This is a genomic window from Pseudomonas svalbardensis (assembly GCF_030053115.1).
In the GTDB taxonomy this organism is placed as follows: domain Bacteria; phylum Pseudomonadota; class Gammaproteobacteria; order Pseudomonadales; family Pseudomonadaceae; genus Aquipseudomonas; species Aquipseudomonas svalbardensis.
The window spans coordinates 4,532,227-4,549,753 of sequence record NZ_CP125619.1 but is presented as its reverse complement, the minus strand read 5'-3'; the positions used below and the strand labels follow the sequence as shown (position 1 = coordinate 4,549,753).

Annotated in this window: 17 protein-coding genes; 9 read left to right on the top strand and 8 right to left on the bottom strand. The window is 59.9% G+C overall.

What is annotated here, in order from left to right; all coding sequences use genetic code 11:
• Positions 1-48 precede the first annotated feature (48 nt).
• On the bottom strand, positions 49-207 hold the full coding sequence (locus tag QFX16_RS20970; protein WP_169858239.1) for a DUF3309 family protein: 159 nt from the start codon (positions 205-207) through the stop codon (positions 49-51).
• A 280-nt stretch (positions 208-487) separates the two neighbouring features.
• Between QFX16_RS20970 and QFX16_RS20965 the strand changes: the two genes are divergently transcribed.
• The 3 genes from QFX16_RS20965 (at position 488) to csrA (ending at position 2,039) form a co-directional block, all read left to right on the top strand.
• Complete coding sequence (locus QFX16_RS20965; protein ID WP_283181177.1) at positions 488-1,303, top strand: SDR family oxidoreductase; 816 nt, start codon at positions 488-490, stop codon at positions 1,301-1,303.
• A gap of 64 nt (positions 1,304-1,367) precedes the next feature.
• A complete protein-coding gene (locus QFX16_RS20960; RefSeq protein ID WP_074878904.1) occupies positions 1,368-1,700 on the top strand; it encodes a YnfA family protein in 333 nt (110 codons plus the stop codon).
• Positions 1,701-1,853: 153 nt separating this feature from the next.
• Complete coding sequence (gene csrA / locus QFX16_RS20955; RefSeq protein WP_282481278.1) at positions 1,854-2,039, top strand: carbon storage regulator CsrA; 186 nt, start codon at positions 1,854-1,856, stop codon at positions 2,037-2,039.
• A gap of 5 nt (positions 2,040-2,044) precedes the next feature.
• On the opposite strand, the gene QFX16_RS20950 is transcribed toward csrA, so the two are convergent.
• The 5 genes from QFX16_RS20950 to mnmC all read right to left on the bottom strand — a co-directional run bounded on the left by QFX16_RS20950 (position 2,045) and on the right by mnmC (position 9,442).
• Positions 2,045-2,272: a YheU family protein gene (locus QFX16_RS20950; protein WP_003199186.1), complete on the bottom strand. Its 228-nt coding sequence runs from the start codon at positions 2,270-2,272 to the stop codon at positions 2,045-2,047.
• Between the two features lie 187 nt (positions 2,273-2,459).
• The gene (locus QFX16_RS20945) at positions 2,460-3,650 is read right to left on the bottom strand and encodes an osmoprotectant NAGGN system M42 family peptidase (RefSeq protein ID WP_283181176.1); all 1,191 of its coding nucleotides are present in this window, start codon (positions 3,648-3,650) and stop codon (positions 2,460-2,462) included.
• A gap of 158 nt (positions 3,651-3,808) precedes the next feature.
• Positions 3,809-5,560, bottom strand: a complete 1,752-nt coding sequence (gene ngg / locus QFX16_RS20940) for an N-acetylglutaminylglutamine synthetase (RefSeq protein ID WP_283181175.1) — start codon at positions 5,558-5,560, stop codon at positions 3,809-3,811.
• A gap of 3 nt (positions 5,561-5,563) precedes the next feature.
• Positions 5,564-7,336, bottom strand: a complete 1,773-nt coding sequence (locus tag QFX16_RS20935; RefSeq protein ID WP_283181174.1) for an N-acetylglutaminylglutamine amidotransferase — start codon at positions 7,334-7,336, stop codon at positions 5,564-5,566.
• A gap of 123 nt (positions 7,337-7,459) precedes the next feature.
• A complete protein-coding gene (mnmC, locus tag QFX16_RS20930; protein ID WP_283181173.1) occupies positions 7,460-9,442 on the bottom strand; it encodes a bifunctional tRNA (5-methylaminomethyl-2-thiouridine)(34)-methyltransferase MnmC2/FAD-dependent 5-carboxymethylaminomethyl-2-thiouridine(34) oxidoreductase MnmC1 in 1,983 nt (660 codons plus the stop codon).
• Between the two features lie 212 nt (positions 9,443-9,654).
• Between mnmC and pap the strand changes: the two genes are divergently transcribed.
• A complete protein-coding gene (pap, locus tag QFX16_RS20925; RefSeq protein WP_283181172.1) occupies positions 9,655-11,178 on the top strand; it encodes a polyphosphate:AMP phosphotransferase in 1,524 nt (507 codons plus the stop codon).
• Positions 11,179-11,279: 101 nt separating this feature from the next.
• Positions 11,280-12,464 carry a thiolase family protein gene (locus QFX16_RS20920; RefSeq protein ID WP_283181171.1) on the top strand — a complete coding sequence of 395 codons (1,185 nt, stop codon included), beginning with the start codon at positions 11,280-11,282 and terminating at the stop codon, positions 12,462-12,464.
• A gap of 123 nt (positions 12,465-12,587) precedes the next feature.
• Here the strand turns inward: QFX16_RS20920 and QFX16_RS20915 are convergent, their stop codons facing one another.
• Positions 12,588-12,782: a DUF6316 family protein gene (locus QFX16_RS20915; protein ID WP_283181170.1), complete on the bottom strand. Its 195-nt coding sequence runs from the start codon at positions 12,780-12,782 to the stop codon at positions 12,588-12,590.
• Between the two features lie 211 nt (positions 12,783-12,993).
• On the opposite strand from QFX16_RS20915, the gene QFX16_RS20910 reads away from it, so the two are divergent.
• Entirely contained in the window at positions 12,994-13,953 is a 960-nt protein-coding gene (locus QFX16_RS20910) for a DMT family transporter (protein WP_283181169.1), read from the top strand.
• 105 nt (positions 13,954-14,058) lie between these two features.
• Here QFX16_RS20910 and QFX16_RS20905 read toward each other — a convergent pair whose 3' ends face one another.
• Positions 14,059-15,453 carry a class II fumarate hydratase gene (locus QFX16_RS20905; protein ID WP_283181168.1) on the bottom strand — a complete coding sequence of 465 codons (1,395 nt, stop codon included), beginning with the start codon at positions 15,451-15,453 and terminating at the stop codon, positions 14,059-14,061.
• Positions 15,454-15,645: 192 nt separating this feature from the next.
• Between QFX16_RS20905 and QFX16_RS20900 the strand changes: the two genes are divergently transcribed.
• The 3 genes from QFX16_RS20900 to trhO all read left to right on the top strand — a co-directional run bounded on the left by QFX16_RS20900 (position 15,646) and on the right by trhO (position 17,526).
• The gene (locus QFX16_RS20900; protein WP_109633752.1) at positions 15,646-16,170 is read left to right on the top strand and encodes a DUF2059 domain-containing protein; all 525 of its coding nucleotides are present in this window, start codon (positions 15,646-15,648) and stop codon (positions 16,168-16,170) included.
• A 12-nt stretch (positions 16,171-16,182) separates the two neighbouring features.
• Positions 16,183-16,482, top strand: coding sequence for a BolA family protein (locus QFX16_RS20895; protein WP_008151216.1), 300 nt, complete (start codon positions 16,183-16,185; stop codon positions 16,480-16,482).
• Positions 16,483-16,584: 102 nt separating this feature from the next.
• Positions 16,585-17,526 carry an oxygen-dependent tRNA uridine(34) hydroxylase TrhO gene (gene trhO, locus QFX16_RS20890; protein ID WP_283181167.1) on the top strand — a complete coding sequence of 314 codons (942 nt, stop codon included), beginning with the start codon at positions 16,585-16,587 and terminating at the stop codon, positions 17,524-17,526.
• Position 17,527 lies beyond the last annotated feature (1 nt).

The window sequence follows — 17,527 nt, the reverse complement described above, 5'->3', positions numbered from 1 at the left end:
AAAAAAGAGGCCCTTGAAAAGGGCCTCTTTTTTTTGCCTGTTAAACCTTTAAATCTTGCCGAGCAACAGCAGTATCAACAGCACCACCAACACGACGCCGATGATCCCCGACGGGCCATAACCCCAACTTCTGGAGTGCGGGAACACTGGCAAACCACCCACCAGTAACAGGATCAGGATTACGATAAGAATTGTGCCCATGTCTATTTCCTTGTTGGAAGTGTTCTGGAATTACCTGGCGTTTAATTGTCAGCCGGGAGGCTATAAAGCCGGGCTGCTTACAAAATCCGACTGTCGCGCATGAAAGAAAATTCCAAGTTTTTTTAATGTTTTTCGAAGAAAGGCTTATTTCGTTTTTAATGAGTCTAGTTGGTTCAGGCGCTGCCACGGTTTGCTCGGGCCATTCAGCAATCTGATGGAGCGTGGGTCGGGCATTGTCCTTCGCTACACTCGATGCATCTTCCCCGGAACAACAAGGCTGTTTGCTATGCAAAATCGCATGATGATCACTGGTGCGGGCTCGGGCTTAGGTCGCGAAATCGCGCTGCGCTGGGCGCGTGAAGGCTGGCAGCTGGCCTTGTCGGATGTCAGCGAACCCGGTCTGCAGGAAACCTTGAAACTGGTTCGCGAAGCCGGCGGCGACGGTTTTATCCAGCGTTGCGACGTGCGCGATTACAGCCAGCTGACCGCTTTCGCCCAAGCCTGCGACGAGAAACTTGGTGGCATCGATGTCATCGTCAACAACGCCGGCGTTGCCTCGGGCGGGTTCTTCAGTGAACTGTCCCTGGAAGACTGGGACTGGCAGATCGCGATCAACCTGATGGGCGTGGTCAAGGGCTGCAAGGCCTTCCTGCCGCTGCTGGAAAAAAGCAAAGGAAAAATCATCAACATCGCGTCGATGGCCGCCCTGATGCAAGGTCCGGCCATGAGCAACTACAACGTGGCTAAGGCTGGCGTGGTGGCGTTGTCCGAAAGCCTGCTGGTCGAGCTGGCGCAGCAGGAAATCGGCGTGCATGTGGTGTGCCCGTCCTTCTTCCAGACCAACCTGCTGGACTCGTTTCGTGGCCCGACGCCGGCCATGAAAGCCCAGGTCGGCAAGTTGCTGGAAAGTTCGCCGATCACCGCGGCCGACATTGCCGATTACATCTATCAGCACGTCGCCGCCGGCGAATTCATGATTCTGCCCCACGAACAGGGCCGCATGGCCTGGGCGCTCAAGCAGAAGAATCCGCAATTGCTCTACGACGAAATGACCGCCATGGCCGACAAAATGCGCGCCAAGGCCAAACAAACCGCAGGCTGAACTTGCCCGTACGCAACACCGTCGTTAGGGTGGCCGCCATCGGCCATCCTCGTGAGACGTTTGCATGCTCAATTACCTGTGGTTTTTTCTCGCCGCGCTGTTTGAAATCGCTGGCTGCTTTGCCTTCTGGATGTGGCTGCGCCAGGGTAAAAGCGCCTGGTGGGTCGTGCCGGCTCTGCTCAGTCTGACCTTGTTCGCGCTGCTGCTGACCCGCATCGAAGCGACTTACGCCGGCCGCGCCTATGCCGCGTACGGTGGCATCTACATCATCGCGTCGATCGGCTGGCTGGCGGTGGTCGAGCGGATTCGCCCGCTGGGTTCGGACTGGCTCGGCGTGGCGCTGTGTGTGATCGGGGCCAGCGTCATCCTTTTCGGGCCGCGTTTCTCCGCCTCCTGAAGGATCGGTCCTTCAATCAATGGATTTGTCAGACGTTTCCTTAGGAAGCGTTCGTCCTGCGCTGTAGGGTGGGCCTGATTGTCTGCCAGCGCATTGAAGAGCTGCTGCACGCAAGGCATCTTCAGGGTCCGATAACCCTGAAGGATGAATGTCATGCTTGTACTCAGTCGCGTTGTGGGCGAATTGATTTCCATCGGTGACGACATTTCCGTGCGCATTGTCGCGGTCAACGGCAACACTGTGCGCTTCGGTGTCGAAGCGCCGCAGAACGTCAGCGTGCACCGGGCGGAGGTCTACGACCGCATTCAGGCCAAACGGGCAAAAAACAAAGGGCGCTGAAGGCCTCAGTCGAACAGGTGCTTGGGCACATCGTGTTTGAGCATCAACTGGCATTGCTCGCTTTCCGGGTCGAAGACAATCAGCGCCTGGCCCTTGGTCAACGCCTGGCGGACACGCAGAACACGGGTTTCCAGCGGCGTGTCATCACCGTTGTCCGTACCGTCGCGGGTTACGAAATCCTCGATCAGGCGGGTGAGAGTGTCGACTTCAAGTTGGTCGTGGGGGATCAGCATGGGCACCTCGGCTAAACAATGGCGCGATGCTACGGCGAATGACCAACGACGGCTAGCCTGGGGTTCTGTGTTGTCTGATCTGGCGTATTCGCGAGCAGGCTCGCTCCCACAGGTGACCGCGTACTCCTGTGGGAGCGAGCCTGCTCGCGATGGCAATCTTTCAATCACAGCCTATCTCAAGCCAGACTCAGCTTTCAGACCGCTGCCCCACCAGACTATCCACCGACGGCACTCGCGTATCGCTTTCCATCTGCGTCTCATGTTCGATCTGATGACTGAACCGGTCCAGCGACCCCTTGGCCGGTTGTGCATCGCTGGCAAACACCGGCGCACTCAGAATATAGGCGCCGAGCAGGCGGCTGAGGGCGGCGAGGCTGTCGATGTGGGTGCGTTCGTAGCCGTGAGTGGCATCGCAGCCGAAGGCAAGCAGGGCGGTGCGAATGTCATGCCCGGCAGTGACCGCCGAATGGGCATCGCTGAAGTAATAGCGGAACAGGTCGCGACGCACCGGTAACTCGTTGTCACTGGCCAGGCGCAGCAGATGCCGCGACAGGTGATAGTCGTAAGGTCCGCCGGAATCCTGCATTGCCACGCTCACCGCGTGTTCGCTGGAATGCTGACCCGGCGCGACCGGGGCGATGTCGATGCCGACGAATTCGCTGACGTCCCACGGTAACGCCGCCGCCGCGCCACTGCCGGTTTCCTCGGTGATGGTGAACAGCGGATGACAGTCGATCATCAGCTCTTCGCCGCTGTCGACGATCGCTTTCAGCGCCGCCAGCAATGCGGCAACGCCGGCCTTGTCATCGAGATGACGGGCGCTGATGTGGCCGCTTTCGGTGAACTCCGGCAAAGGGTCGAAGGCGACAAAATCACCGACGCTGATCCCCAGCGAGTCGCAATCGGCACGGGTGGCGCAATAGGCGTCCAGGCGCAATTCGACGTGATCCCAACTGATTGGCATTTCATCCACGGCGGTATTGAACGCATGCCCGGAAGCCATCAGCGGCAGCACGCTGCCACGGATTACGCCGTTGTCGGTAAACAGGCTGACCCGACTGCCCTCGGCAAAACGGCTGGACCAGCAACCGACAGGCGCCAGGGTCAAACGACCGTTGTCCTTGATCGCGCGAACCGCCGCGCCGATGGTGTCGAGGTGAGCGGAGACCGCGCGGTCGGGACTGTTCTTCTTGCCCTTGAGGGTGGCGCGGATGGTGCCGCGGCGGGTCATCTCAAAGGGAATGCCCAGCTCTTCAAGCCGCTCGGCGACATAACGCACGATGGTGTCGGTGAACCCGGTCGGGCTGGGAATGGCGAGCATTTCCAGCAGGACTTTTTGCAGGTAGATCAGATCCGGTTCCGGAATGTTGCTGGTCATGGAAACTCCTGATGGGTTGAGAGCATCGATGGTTTCGATGAGGAAAAGAGAGTGTGTGATCTGTCAGGGCCCCATCGCGAGCAGGCTCGCTCCCACAGGGGAATGCGGTCAAATGTGCGAGCGAGCCTGCTCGCGATGGCGATGGAACAGGCGACAAATCAATGTCCGGCCGCCGGCTGACTGTGCGGAAACAACAAATCCACAAACCGCTCGGCCGTCGGCTGCGGTTCATGGTTGGCCAGGCCGGCGCGCTCATTGGCTTCGATAAACACGTACTCCGGTTGATCGGCAGCGGGCACCATCAGGTCGAGCCCGACCATCGGAATGTCCAGCGCCCGCGCCGCTCGCACAGCCGCATCCACCAGGGTCGGATGCAGAATCGCAGTGACATCCTCAAGAATGCCGCCGGTATGAAGATTCGCCGTACGCCGTACGAACAGATGCTCACCGGCCGGCAGAATGCTGCTGTAGTCATAACCCGCCGCTGCCAAGGTGCGCTCGGTCTCATGATCCAGCGGGATTTTGCTTTCACCGCTGGTCGCCGCCTGACGACGCCGGCTCTGGGCTTCGATTAACGCACCGATGGAATGCTGTCCATCACCGACCACTTCTGCCGGTTGGCGAATGGCCGCGGCGACCACCTCAAAACCGATCACCACAATCCGCAAGTCGAGGCCTTCGTGGAAGCTCTCCAGCAGCACGCGACTGTCGAACTGGCGGGCGGATTCGATGGCTTGCTGGACCTCTTCGATGGTCCGTAAATCAACCGCGACGCCCTGGCCCTGTTCGCCATCCAGCGGTTTGACCACCACCCGTTCGTGCTCGTCGAGAAACGCCAGATTGTCATCGGCGTTGCCGGCCAGTTGCTGTGACGGCAGGTTCAAACCGGCGGCCTTGAGCACTTTGTGCGTCAGGCTTTTGTCCTGGCACAACGTCATGCTGATGGCGCTGGTCAGATCGCTGAGGGATTCACGGCAACGTACGCGGCGACTGCCATGGATCAAGGTGAACAGGCCGGCATCGGCGTCATCGACTTGTACTTCGATGCCACGGCGGTGAGCTTCCTCGACGATGATCCGTGCATAAGGATTGAATTCGGCTTCGGGACCCGGGCCGAGAAACAATGGCTGATTGATGCAGTTTTTACGCTTGATGGCGAAGGTCGACAGGTTGCGAAACCCGAGCTTGGCGTAAAGACTTTTCGCCTGCCGGTTGTCGTGCAGCACTGACAGGTCCAGATAACTCAGCCCACGGCTCATGAAGTGCTCGATCAAATGCCGCACCAGCACTTCACCGACACCCGGTCGCGAACATTGTGGGTCGACCGCCAGGCACCACAGGCTGCTGCCGTTCTCTGGGTCGTTGAACGCCTTGTGGTGATTGAGGCCCATGACGCTGCCGATGATTGCGCCGCTGTCCTCATCTTCGGCCAGCCAATACACCGGGCCACCCTGATGGCGTGGGGTCAGCAAGTTGGCGTCGATCGGCAACATGCCACGCAAATGATACAGCTGATTGATCGCCTGCCAGTCCACGTCGCTCTGGGCCCGGCGGATGCGAAAGCCGCGAAACACCCGAGTGGATTGGCGGTAATCGCTGAACCACAGGCGCAGGGTGTCGGACGGGTCGAGAAACAACTGGGCGGGCTCCAGCCCCAGTACTTGCTGAGGCGCAGCCACGTACAGGGCGATGTCGCGTTCACCGGTGTGCTCATTGAGCAGCTCTTGGGCCAGGCTCGCCGCATCTGGAAAGGTGTGGCCGATCAGCAACCGGCCCCAGCCGCAGTGCACGGCAATCGGTGCGGCGCCCAATTCACTACCGTCTTCGGCCAGGCGTGCCTGCAAGCGTTCGTAAGAGGGCGCCTGACCGCGCAACAAGCGTTGGCTGTAGGCCGTGGCGTGGGGTTTCATCGATCAGATTCCTTGTTCACTGAGCCACAGGTTCAGGGCCGCCAATTGCCACAGCTTGGAGCCGCGCAACGGGGTCAACTGGCCTTGCGGATCGGTCAGCAGGCGATCGAGCATCTCTGGCTTGAACAGTCCGCGATCCTGACTCGGATCGAGCAGCAGTTCGCGCACCCAGTTCAGCGTATCGCCCTGCAAATGCTTCAGACCGGGGACCGGGAAATAACCTTTCTTGCGATCGATCACTTCACTCGGAATGACCAGGCGCGCGGCTTCTTTCAGGACTTGCTTGCCACCGTCCGGCAGTTTGAATTTACCCGGCACGCGCGCCGACAATTCCACCAGGCGGTAGTCGAGAAACGGTGTGCGCGCTTCCAGGCCCCAGGCCATGGTCATGTTGTCGACGCGTTTGACCGGGTCGTCCACCAGCATGATCGTGCTGTCCAGACGCAAGGCTTTGTCTACCGCTGCATCGGCGCCGGGCTGTGCGAAATGTTCTTTGACGAAGTCACCGGCCGCGTCATTGGCCGTCAGCCATTTCGGCTGCACGGTGGCGGCGTAGTCGTCGTAGCTGCGGTCGAAAAATGCATCGCGGTAGGCGGCGTACGGATCTTCGGCACCGTCGACTTGTGGGTACCAGTGATAACCGGCGAACAGTTCGTCGGCACCCTGGCCGCTCTGCACCACTTTGCAATACTTGGCCACTTCGCGGGACAGCAGATAGAAGGCGATGCAGTCATGGCTGACCATCGGCTCGCTCATGGCGCGGAACGCTGCGGGCAATTGCTCGATGATCTCTTTTTCGTCGATGCGCAATTGGTGATGCTGGGTACCGTAGTGTTTGGCGATCAGGTCCGAATACTGGAACTCGTCGCCGCGCTCGCCGCCGGCATCCTGGAAACCGATGGAGAAGGTCGACAGGTTTTCAACACCGACTTCACGCAACAGACCGACCAGCAGGCTCGAATCGACACCGCCCGAAAGCAGAACACCGACGTCGACCGCTGCACGTTGACGGATCGCCACCGCGTCGCGGGTGCTGTCGAGTACACGGTCGCGCCAGTCTTCGAGTGTCAGATTCATCTCGTCGGCGTGTGGGCCGTAGGGCAGGGTCCACCAGGTTTTCTGCTCGGTGGTGCCATCCGCTTCGATGCGCATCCAGGTCGCCGGTGGCAGTTTCTCGATGCCGGCCAGCAAGGTGCGCGGGGCCGGGACCACTGCGTGGAAATTCAGATAATGATTGAGTGCCACCGGATCGAGGATCGGGTTGATGTCGCCGCCCTTGAGCAGCGCCGGCAACGCCGAGGCAAAGCGCAGGCGCTGACCGGTGCGCGACAGGTACAGCGGCTTCACGCCGAGACGGTCGCGGGCGATGAACAGGCGTTGGGCGTCACGCTCCCAAATGGCAAAGGCGAACATGCCATTGAGTTTGGGCAGCAGCGCTTCGCCCCAGGCGTGATAACCCTTGAGCAGCACTTCGGTGTCACCACCGGAATAGAACGCGTAACCAAGGCTTTCAAGCTCGGTGCGCAGTTCAGGGAAGTTGTAGATCGCGCCGTTGAAGGCCAGGGACAAGCCCAATTGGTTGTCGACCATCGGCTGCGCCGAGCCGTCCGACAGGTCCATGATTTTCAGGCGACGATGGCCCAGGGCAATCGGCCCCTGGCTGTGGAAGCCCCATGCGTCAGGGCCGCGAGGGGCCAGGTGATGGGTGATTCGCTCAATGGCTGCAAGGTCTGCAGGTTGATGATCAAAACGTAACTCGCCAGCTAATCCGCACATAAATTCCTTACCGGTTTTTCCGTTGGGGAGGTCAATCGATACCGCGCCAAAAACGGCGGGTACTCAGAAACTGACCCGGCTGAATCCCCGGAGTTTTAGACCGATAAGTTATAAGGCGAGCCGTCAGACTTTTCCGCGGATCAATTGGCGCACGGCGAAACGGTTGGGATGGCAGGCCTCGGCGACTGCTCTGGGCAGGGGCAGCGGTTCGTTTTCGATCCATGCCGCGAGCAACTCACCCGACAGTGGCGCGGTGATCAGGCCGCGAGAACCGTGGCCGCTGTTGACGTAAAAACCCTCAAGCCAGGGGCAGGGAATGTCCGGCACTTGTCGGGCGTCCTTGCTCAGTACGGCGTAGGCATCGGCGAAGGCCGCTGGTTCGGCCAACGGGCCAACGATCGGCAGGTAGTCTGGACTGGTGCAGCGGAACGCGGCGCGTCCTTCAAGCTGTTGCGGGTCCAGTGCCTGAGCCTGCAGTCGCGTGGCGAGGTCGGGGGAGATTTCCTCAAGCAAGGCCAGGTTGCCGAGGTGTTCGGCGAGTGTCGGGGTCAGGTCATCGCTCTTGAAGTCGAAGCTGGCGCCGAGGGTGTGTTCGCCCATTCGAGCCGGCGCCACATAGCCTTCGGCGCAGACGACGGTGGCCAGGCTCTGGCTTTCAGGTGTTTGCGCCAGTCGGGTGATCTGGCCACGAATGCGTTTGAGGGGCAGCTCGGCGCTGTGTGGAAAACGCTTGATCTCGGCCGCGCCGGCCAGGATCACCACGGGGGCACTGGCCAGCAAATCATCACCGTCCCAGGCCTGCCACTGATCATCAACCTTGCGCAGTTCCAGGACATCGCGATGGGGCAGCCACTGGATGTTCGCCGAAGACGCCTGCCAATGGCACAACGCCGGCGGATGAACCCAGCCACCTTCCGGGAAGAATAATCCGCCGTGCTCCAGGGCGATCCCGGCCTGAGTCTGGGCTTGCGGTTGATCGAGCAAGTGCACCAGATCTGACGAAAAGGCGGCGGCCAATTGCGCCTGACGTTCGGCTTCCTTGGCGTTGAAGGCCAGTTGCAAGACCCCGCAATCGTCCCAGTCGACGCCCCGTTGCAAATGTTCGAGCAAACGCCGGGTGTGACCGAAACCACTGACGATCAACTGCGACAGCGCGGTGCCATGGGCCGAAAGCTTGAGGTACAAAACGCCCTGAGGATTGCCCGAGGCTTCCTGCGCCAGTGCATTGTGACGCTCCAGCAGACTGACTTGCCAGCCCCGCGCAGCCAGGCTGGCGGCCGTGGCGCATCCGGCCAGGCCGGCGCCGATCACCATCGCACGCCGCTCGCCGTTCAGTGGCGTCGGCCGCGCAAACCATGGTTTGGCCGCGGCGGGCACCGGGACTTCTTCAGGCCAGCCGAGAAACACGCCCCGCAGGATTTCCCATTTGTGGCCAATGCCGGGCGTGCGCTTCATCTTGAAGCCAGCCGCATTCAGCAGACGGCGCACCCAACCGGTGCTGGTGAAGGTGCTGATGGTCGAGCCGGGGGCCGCCAGACGCGCCAGTTCGGCGAACAGTTCGGCGGTCCACATGTCAGGGTTTTTCGCCGGGGCAAAACCGTCGAGAAACCAGGCATCGATCTGCGCGTCCAGTTGTGGCAATTGTTCCAGCGCATCGCCGATCAGCAGGGTCAGGGTCACGCGGCCGTTGTCCAGCACCAGGCATTGGAAGCCTGGGTGGATTGCGATGTATTGCGTCAGCAGTTGATCGGCAAACGGTTTGAGCTCCGGCCACAAGGCCAAGGCACGCTGCAGATCGGGCAGGCTCAGCGGGTACTTTTCGACACTGACAAAATGCAGCCGCGCCCCGGCCACCGCGTGCTGTTCGAACAACTGCCAGGCGCAAAGGAAATTCAGCCCGGTGCCGAAACCGGTCTCGCCAATCACCAGTCGACCGCCGGCTGGCAACGCAGCGAAGCGTTCACGCAAAGCGTTTTGTTCGAGGAACACGTAGCGGGTTTCGTCCAGCCCCGACAGATCGGAAAAATACACATCATTGAACACCCGCGAACGCGGGAGACCTTGGTCATCCCAGTCGAGCTGGGCGTGGGGCAATACAGGTTTCATGGCAGGCTCGGCAACGGCAAGGCGGCCATTCTAGCCGATCGCCGGAGCGGTGCTTGATCCATGGCAACGCGTGCGTTCGCAGATTCGCTGAAAATCTGTAGCAGCCTTCGGCAGCTGCTACACGAAACGATCGTTGCTGCGAAGTAAGGGATTTCTCCCGCGGAAAACAACTCAATCCGCTAGTCTTGCTCAATCTGGAAAGGGAGCCATCCATGTTCGAATCCGCCGAAATCGGTCACGCCATCGACAAAGAAACCTACGACGCCGAAGAACCGGCCCTGCGTGAAGCCTTGCTCGAAGCACAGTTCGAACTTCACCAGCAGCGCCGCTTTCCGGTGATCATTCTGATCAATGGCATCGAAGGCGCCGGCAAGGGCGAGACGGTCAAGTTGCTTAACGAATGGATGGACCCACGCTTGATCGAGGTCCGCACGTTCGATCAGCAGACCGACGAAGAGCTGGCGCGGCCGCCGGCCTGGCGCTACTGGCGGATGCTCCCGGCCAAGGGCCGCATGGGGATTTTCTTCGGCAACTGGTACAGCCAGATGCTGCAAGGCCGGGTTCATGGCTTGTTCAAGGACCCGGTGCTGGATCAGGCGATCAACCAGTCCGAGCGCTTTGAAAAAATGCTCTGCGACGAAGGCGCGCTGATCTTCAAGTTCTGGTTCCACCTCTCCAAAAAGCAAATGAAGGCGCGGCTCAAGGCCCTGGCGGATGACCCGCTGCACAGTTGGCGCATCAGTCCGCTGGACTGGCAACAATCGCAAACCTACGACAAGTTCGTGAAATACGGTGAACACGTGTTGCGCCGTACCAGTCGCGACTACGCGCCTTGGCACGTGATCGAAGGGGTGGACCCTCATTACCGCAGCCTGGCGGTGGGCAAGATCCTGCTCGAAGGCCTGCAAAGTGCCCTGAAGCGACACAAGGTCCATCCTTCCAAGGTTAATGCCGCGCCGTTGCCCATTCATGTCGATCAGTTGAATCTGCTCGACAGCCTGGATTTGACCCAGCGCCTGGACAAGGACGATTACGAAGAACAATTGATTACCGAACAGGCAAGATTCTCCGGCCTGATGCGCGACAAACGCATGCGTCGGCACGCCTTGATGGCGGTGTTCGAGGGCAATGATGCGGCAGGCAAGGGCGGGGCGATCCGCCGGGTCGCGGCGGCCCTTGATCCGCGGCAGTACAGCATCGTGCCGATTGCCGCGCCCACCGAAGAGGAACGTGCGCAGCCTTATCTGTGGCGGTTCTGGCGGCACATCCCGGCCAAGGGCACGTTCACGGTGTTCGATCGTTCGTGGTACGGGCGGGTGCTGGTGGAGCGCGTCGAAGGCTTCTGCCCGCCGGCGGACTGGTTGCGGGCCTACAGTGAAATCAATGATTTTGAAGAGCTGATCGCCGAGGCCGGGGTGATCGTGGTCAAGTTCTGGCTGGCCATCGACAAGCAGACGCAACTGGAGCGCTTCCAGGCGCGGGAAGAAATTCCCTTCAAGCGTTTCAAGATCACCGAAGATGACTGGCGCAATCGTGATAAATGGGAGGACTACCGCGCGGCGGTCGGTGACATGGTTGATCGCACCAGCACCGAGATATCGCCTTGGACGCTGGTGGAAGCCAATGACAAGCGCTGGGCGCGGGTCAAAGTCCTGCGCACCATCAATCTGGCGCTGGAAGAGGCTTTCGAAAAGTCCGACAAACACAACAGGAAAGTGAAACAGCACAAGAAGTGATCGATGTTTACGCATACGCGGGGTGAATGATTGTCGCGGTCGCTAATGCAGTGGATTTATGCTCGGTCCACTCTCAACCGACAACAACAATGAGGTATGCCATGCGTGAAGTGGTGATCGTCGACAGCGTGCGGACCGGCCTGGCCAAATCCTTTCGCGGCAAGTTCAACATGACCCGTCCGGACGACATGGCGGCGCATTGTGTCGACGCATTGTTGGCGCGCTCGGGCATCGATCCGGCCAGCGTCGAAGACTGCATCGTCGGTGCCGGTTCCAACGAAGGTGGCCAGGGCTTCAACATCGGTCGCAACATCGCGGTGCTGTCGCGCCTGGGCACCGGCACTGCCGGCATGACCCTCAACCGGTTTTGCTCGTCGGGCCTGCAGGCGATCGCCATTGCCGCCAACCAGATCGCTTCGGGTTGCAGTGACATCATCGTCGCCGGTGGCGTCGAGTCCATCAGCCTGACCATGAAAAGCATCAACACCGACAACCTGATCAATCCGCTGCTTAAAGAGCAGGTGCCCGGTATCTATTTCCCGATGGGCCAGACGGCCGAAATCGTCGCTCGTCGTTACAACGTCAGCCGCGAAGAACAGGATCTGTACGCGCTGCAAAGTCAGCAACGTACCGCTCAGGCTCAGGCCGCAGGATTGTTTGACGATGAAATCGTGCCGATGGCGGTGAAGTATCGGGTTGAAGACAAGGCCACCGGTCAGGTGCAGATCCTTGACGGTATCGTCGATCACGATGACTGCAATCGCCCGGATACCACCCTGGAAAGCCTGGCGGGATTGAAACCGGTGTTTGCCGAGGACGGTTCGGTGACGGCGGGCAATTCTTCGCAGCTGTCCGATGGTGCGTCGATGACGCTGGTGATGAGCCTGGAAAAAGCACTGCAACTGGGGTTGAAGCCCAAGGCGTTCTTCCGTGGTTTCACCGTGGCCGGTTGCGAGCCGGATGAAATGGGCATCGGCCCGGTCTTCTCGGTGCCGAAGCTGCTCAAGGCCAAGGGTTTGCAGATTGCCGACATTGATCTGTGGGAACTCAACGAAGCGTTCGCCTCGCAATGCCTGTACAGCCGCATTCGGTTGGAGATTGATAACGACAAGTACAACGTCAATGGCGGCTCGATTTCCATCGGCCATCCGTTCGGCATGACCGGTTCGCGTCAGGTCGGGCATCTCGTGCGTGAATTACAGCGCCGCAACGTGCGTTACGGCATCGTCACCATGTGTGTGGGTGGCGGGATGGGGGCGACCGGGTTGTTTGAAGCGGTGCGTTAAGACTGCAAGATTTGTATTGTCTGATTAACCGCTATCGCGAGCAGGCTCGCTCCCACATGGATCTGGAGTGCGACATAGATCTAATGTGGGAGCGAGCCTGCTCGCGAATGGAGGCGCCGCGGTTTACAGGTTCATACGCAAAAGCAGCATCCGCTCAATGTAAGCCTGTACCTCCCGCGCCAACTTCTCCGGGTTTTCAAACGGCCCCTCCAGGGTGTTTTCCCGGGTGCTGAAATACAACTCCCCATTCACGCGACACACCCGGTCACAGCGAAAGTGAGTGGCGGGGGCATTGTCCTGGGCGCGTTTGCCGTACATGGCGATCTCCTGAGGAATGTTCCTGTTGGCGAATCCCATGAGCTTATGCATGAACCACTTGCAACGCCTGGCCAACCGATCGACGGCATAGCGCCAATTTAATGGTGCGACCTGCACAGTTTCATTCGCGGCCAACGCCCAACTGTCCCTGTGTGCCGAACGGCGCTAAGCCTAGAATGACCTTTCTCGCCAATGGGCTTCGGGGTTCGCAATGCACATTTCATCGGGTCGCTGGGTTTACGGTCTGTTCCTGGCCTTGGTGACCGCGCTGCTGTGGGGAATCCTGCCGATCAAACTCAAGCAAGTGCTGCTGGTGATGGACCCGGTGACGGTGACGTGGTTTCGCCTGATCGTATCCGGCGGGTGCCTGTTCATTTATCTGGCGGCGACCAAACGCCTGCCGAGCCGCAAGGTGCTCGGGCCGCGTGGTGGCTGGTTGGTGTTGATGGCGGTGCTCGGCCTGGTGGGCAACTACGTGCTGTACCTGATGGGCCTGAACCTGCTTAGCCCCGGCACCGCGCAACTGGTGGTGCAGATGGGGCCGATCATGTTGCTGATCGCCAGTCTGTTTGTGTTCAAGGAACGGTTCAGCGTGGGGCAGGGGATTGGCCTGCTGGTGCTGTTGATCGGTTTTGCCCTGTTTTTCAATCAGCGGCTGGCCGAGTTGCTGACCTCGCTGACCGATTACACCGCCGGGGTGCTGTTGGTGTTGTTGGCGTCCACGGTCTGGACGTTCTACGCCTTGGGCCAGAAGCAATTGCTCACGGTGTGGAATTCGTTGCAGGTGATGATGGTGATCTACCTGTTCTGCGCGCTGTTGCTGACGCCGTGGGTGCATCCGCTGGAAGCGCTGCAACTGAGTCCGCTGCAAGGCTGGCTGTTGCTGGCGTGCTGTATGAATACGCTGATTGCTTATGGCGCGTTTGCCGAGGCACTGGCCCATTGGGAGGCATCGCGGGTCAGTGCGACGCTGGCGATTACGCCGTTGGTGACGTTTGCTGCGGTGGCAGTGGCTGCGTGGTTGTGGCCGGACTATGTGCATGCCGAGACGATCAATGGTTTGGGTTATGGCGGGGCGGTGCTGGTGGTGCTGGGGTCGGCGCTGGTGGCGTTGGGGCCGTCGTTGATTGCCGGGCTCAGGGCCCGAAAGGTGCGGATGGCCGCCAGTTAGACCGCGTCATCGTTCTTCGCGAGCAGGCTCGCTCCCACAGGAGAAATGCGATTACCTGTGGGAGCGAGCCTGCTCGCGAAAGCTGAGTGTCAGGCGCTACAAAACTCAGCCCTTGGCGCCAGCCTCCAGCATATTCTCCGGCTTTACCCACGCATCAAACTCTTCATCCGTCAGATACCCAAGTTGCAACGCCGCCTCACGCAAGGTCAGCCCTTCTGCGTAAGCCTTTTTGGCGATTTCCGCCGATTTGTCATAACCAATGTGCGGATTCAGCGCCGTCACCAACATCAATCCACGCTCCAGATGTTCAGCCATTTTATCTGCATCCGGTTCCAGACCGGCGATGCAATGCTGCTGGAAGTTGCTGCAGCCATCGCCGAGCAGGCGGATCGATTGCAGCAGGTTGTGGATGATCACCGGTTTGAACACGTTCAGCTGCAGGTGCCCCTGGCTCGCGGCAAACCCGATGGCGACGTCGTTGCCCAATACCTGACAAGCAAGCATCGATAGCGCTTCGCACTGAGTCGGATTGACCTTGCCCGGCATGATCGAGCTGCCCGGTTCGTTGGCCGGCAGTTTCACTTCGGCGAAGCCTGCTCGCGGCCCGGAGCCCAGCAGGCGCAGGTCGTTGGCGATTTTCATCAGGGTCACGGCGAGGGTTTTCAACGCGCCGGACAGTGTTGTCAGCGGTTCATGGCCAGCCAGGGCGGCGAATTTGTTCGGTGCGGTGACGAACGGCAGGCCGGAGAGGGCGGCCAGTTCGGCAGCGATGGCTTCGCCAAAACCGTGGGGCGAGTTCAGCCCGGTGCCGACCGCGGTGCCGCCCTGGGCCAGTTCACAGACGGCCGGCAGCGAGCTGCGGATCGCTCGTTCGGCGTAATCCAGTTGCGCGATGAACGCCGACAGTTCCTGACCGAAGGTAATCGGCGTTGCGTCCATCATATGGGTGCGACCGGTCTTGACCAGTTTCATGTGCCGCGCGGACAGTTCGGCCAATCCGCCCGACAGTTCGCTGATCGCCGGCAGCAATTGCTGTTGCACCGCCTGGGCTGCTGCGATGTGCATGGCAGTCGGGAAGCAGTCGTTGGAGCTCTGGGAGCGGTTGACGTGATCGTTAGGGTGAACTGGCGACTTGCCGCCGCGAGCATTACCGGCCAGTTCGTTGGCCCGACCGGCGATCACTTCGTTGACGTTCATGTTGCTCTGGGTGCCGCTGCCGGTCTGCCAGACCACCAGCGGGAACTGGTCGTCATGGCTGCCGTCGAGCACTTCGTCGGCGGCCTGTTCGATCAGCCGGGCGATGTCGGCGGGCAGGTCACCGTTGCGGTCATTGACCCGCGCCGCGGCTTTCTTGATCAGCGTCAGGGCGTGCAGCACCGCCAGTGGCATGCGTTCGTTGCCAATCGCGAAGTTAATCAGCGAGCGTTGCGTCTGAGCGCCCCAGTAGGCTTCATCCGGGACTTCCACCTGGCCGAGGCTGTCGGTTTCGATACGGCTCATCATGCACACTCCTGTAGGTCTGATAGCGCAGTTTAGGCCGTGATCGCCGGCCGTGGTTCCATCAGTCTGGAATTTGACCGTTCAACCCCTCTAAATCAGGCCCGACATGGCTTGGGGTTGAGCCACACAGTTTTTTAGGCGCAGAATGGTCGCCCTTGGGGTTTTACCTCGCCTGCTAGAAAAGGAAACTCGATGACTCGTCTTCGTGCCATCTGTACCGCGGTTGCACTGGTTTGCGCCAGCGGCCCTGTTTTTGCCGATACCGCCAGCCACAACGCCAGTGCCGAAGCTTTCCTGACCCTGGCGCACGCTGACAAATTGGGCACTCCGGTGTACATGCAAGTGCAGCAAATGTTCGCTCAGCGCTTTGAACAGACCAAGGCCCCTGAATCGAAAAAAGCCTTGCTGGAAACCTACCAGGCCAAAGCCAACGCCGCGCTGGACCAAGCCATTGGCTGGAACAAGCTGAAGCCGGACATGGTCAAGCTCTACACCACCAACTTCAGCGAATCCGAGCTGAAAGACCTGGTTGCGTTCTACAAGTCGCCACTGGGCAAGAAAGTCCTGGAAAAAATGCCGCAGCTGACTCAGCAATCGGCCCAGATGACTCAAGCCAAGCTGGAAAGCGCCGTGCCTGTGGTCAACAAACTGCTGGCTGACATGACGGCCGAGCTGGAGCCTAAAGGCGCCGCTGCTCCAGCCAAGAAAAAGCCTTAAGCGGAGTTCGGTATGACCATGCAACAACGCATCGAATCGACGCTGGGCCTGTTGCAGCCGCAGCATCTGCAAGTGCTGGATGAAAGCCACATGCACAGCCGTGGGTTGCAGACCCACTTCAAGGCCGTGGTGGTCAGCCAGCAGTTCGAAGGGCTCAACCGGGTCAAGCGTCACCAGAAAGTCTACGGCACGCTCGGCGAGCTGATGGGCGAGTTCCATGCGTTGGCGCTGCATACCTACACGCCAGAGGAATGGGCACAGATCGACGCGGCTCCGGCCTCGCCGACCTGTGCTGGCGGCAGCAAGCATTAAACCCACGTTTTTTGCTAGAATCCGCAACGCGCCGCTCACCCGGCGCGTTTTTTTTCGCATCCGGTTCACCCCTTACGAGGGTAGCCACCTGGAGAATCACCCATGACACAACAGATTGTCGTGGCGGCACTGTATAAGTTCGTCACTCTGGAAGATTACGTTGCCCTGCGCGAGCCACTGCTGCAAGCGATGGTCGACAACGGCATCAAAGGTACGCTGCTGATCGCCGAAGAAGGCATCAACGGCACCGTGTCCGGCAGCCGCGAAGGCATTGACGGGCTGATGGCCTGGCTCAAGAACGACCCACGCATGGACGACATCGACCACAAAGAGTCGTACTGCGACGACCAGCCGTTCTATCGCACCAAAGTCAAACTCAAGAAAGAAATCGTCACCCTCGGCGTCGAAGGCGTGGACCCGAACAAGAAGGTCGGCACCTACGTCGACCCAGAGAACTGGAACGCGTTGATCAGCGATCCGGAAGTGCTGTTGATCGACACCCGCAACGACTACGAAGTCTCGATCGGCACCTTCGAAGGCGCCATCGACCCGAAGACCACCAGTTTTCGCGAGTTCCCCGACTACATCAAAGCCAATTTCGACCCGGCCGTGCACAAGAAAGTCGCGATGTTCTGCACCGGCGGCATTCGTTGTGAAAAGGCGTCGAGCTATATGCTCAGCCAGGGCTTCGACGAGGTCTATCACCTCAAGGGCGGCATTCTGAAGTACCTCGAAGAGGTGCCGCAGGAAGAAACCAAATGGCAGGGCGACTGCTTCGTGTTCGATAACCGCGTGACCGTTCGTCACGACCTCAGCGAAGGCGACTACGATCAATGTCATGCCTGTCGTACACCGATCAGCGTCGAAGACCGCACATCCGAGCACTACGTGGCCGGCATCAGTTGCCCGCATTGCTGGGATAAGCTGAGCGAGAAGACCCGTCGCAGTGCCATCGACCGGCAAAAGCAGATCGAACTGGCCAAGGCTCGCAACCTGCCTCACCCGATCGGCTACAACTACAAGCAAACTCCTCCCGAGGCTTGAA

What these genes read in the sequence shown, in the direction of transcription:
- QFX16_RS20965 (WP_283181177.1), top strand. Translation starts at nt 488, where the DNA reads ATGCAAAATCGCATGATGATCACTGGTGCGGGCTCGGGCTTAGGTCGC.
- QFX16_RS20960 (WP_074878904.1), top strand. Translation starts at nt 1,368, where the DNA reads ATGCTCAATTACCTGTGGTTTTTTCTCGCCGCGCTGTTTGAAATCGCT.
- csrA (WP_282481278.1), top strand. Translation starts at nt 1,854, where the DNA reads ATGCTTGTACTCAGTCGCGTTGTGGGCGAATTGATTTCCATCGGTGAC.
- QFX16_RS20950 (WP_003199186.1), bottom strand. Translation starts at nt 2,272, where the DNA reads ATGCTGATCCCCCACGACCAACTTGAAGTCGACACTCTCACCCGCCTG.
- QFX16_RS20945 (WP_283181176.1), bottom strand. Translation starts at nt 3,650, where the DNA reads ATGACCAGCAACATTCCGGAACCGGATCTGATCTACCTGCAAAAAGTC.
- ngg (WP_283181175.1), bottom strand. Translation starts at nt 5,560, where the DNA reads ATGAAACCCCACGCCACGGCCTACAGCCAACGCTTGTTGCGCGGTCAG.
- QFX16_RS20935 (WP_283181174.1), bottom strand. Translation starts at nt 7,336, where the DNA reads ATGTGCGGATTAGCTGGCGAGTTACGTTTTGATCATCAACCTGCAGAC.
- mnmC (WP_283181173.1), bottom strand. Translation starts at nt 9,442, where the DNA reads ATGAAACCTGTATTGCCCCACGCCCAGCTCGACTGGGATGACCAAGGT.
- pap (WP_283181172.1), top strand. Translation starts at nt 9,655, where the DNA reads ATGTTCGAATCCGCCGAAATCGGTCACGCCATCGACAAAGAAACCTAC.
- QFX16_RS20920 (WP_283181171.1), top strand. Translation starts at nt 11,280, where the DNA reads ATGCGTGAAGTGGTGATCGTCGACAGCGTGCGGACCGGCCTGGCCAAA.
- QFX16_RS20915 (WP_283181170.1), bottom strand. Translation starts at nt 12,782, where the DNA reads ATGTACGGCAAACGCGCCCAGGACAATGCCCCCGCCACTCACTTTCGC.
- QFX16_RS20910 (WP_283181169.1), top strand. Translation starts at nt 12,994, where the DNA reads ATGCACATTTCATCGGGTCGCTGGGTTTACGGTCTGTTCCTGGCCTTG.
- QFX16_RS20905 (WP_283181168.1), bottom strand. Translation starts at nt 15,453, where the DNA reads ATGAGCCGTATCGAAACCGACAGCCTCGGCCAGGTGGAAGTCCCGGAT.
- QFX16_RS20900 (WP_109633752.1), top strand. Translation starts at nt 15,646, where the DNA reads ATGACTCGTCTTCGTGCCATCTGTACCGCGGTTGCACTGGTTTGCGCC.
- QFX16_RS20895 (WP_008151216.1), top strand. Translation starts at nt 16,183, where the DNA reads ATGACCATGCAACAACGCATCGAATCGACGCTGGGCCTGTTGCAGCCG.
- trhO (WP_283181167.1), top strand. Translation starts at nt 16,585, where the DNA reads ATGACACAACAGATTGTCGTGGCGGCACTGTATAAGTTCGTCACTCTG.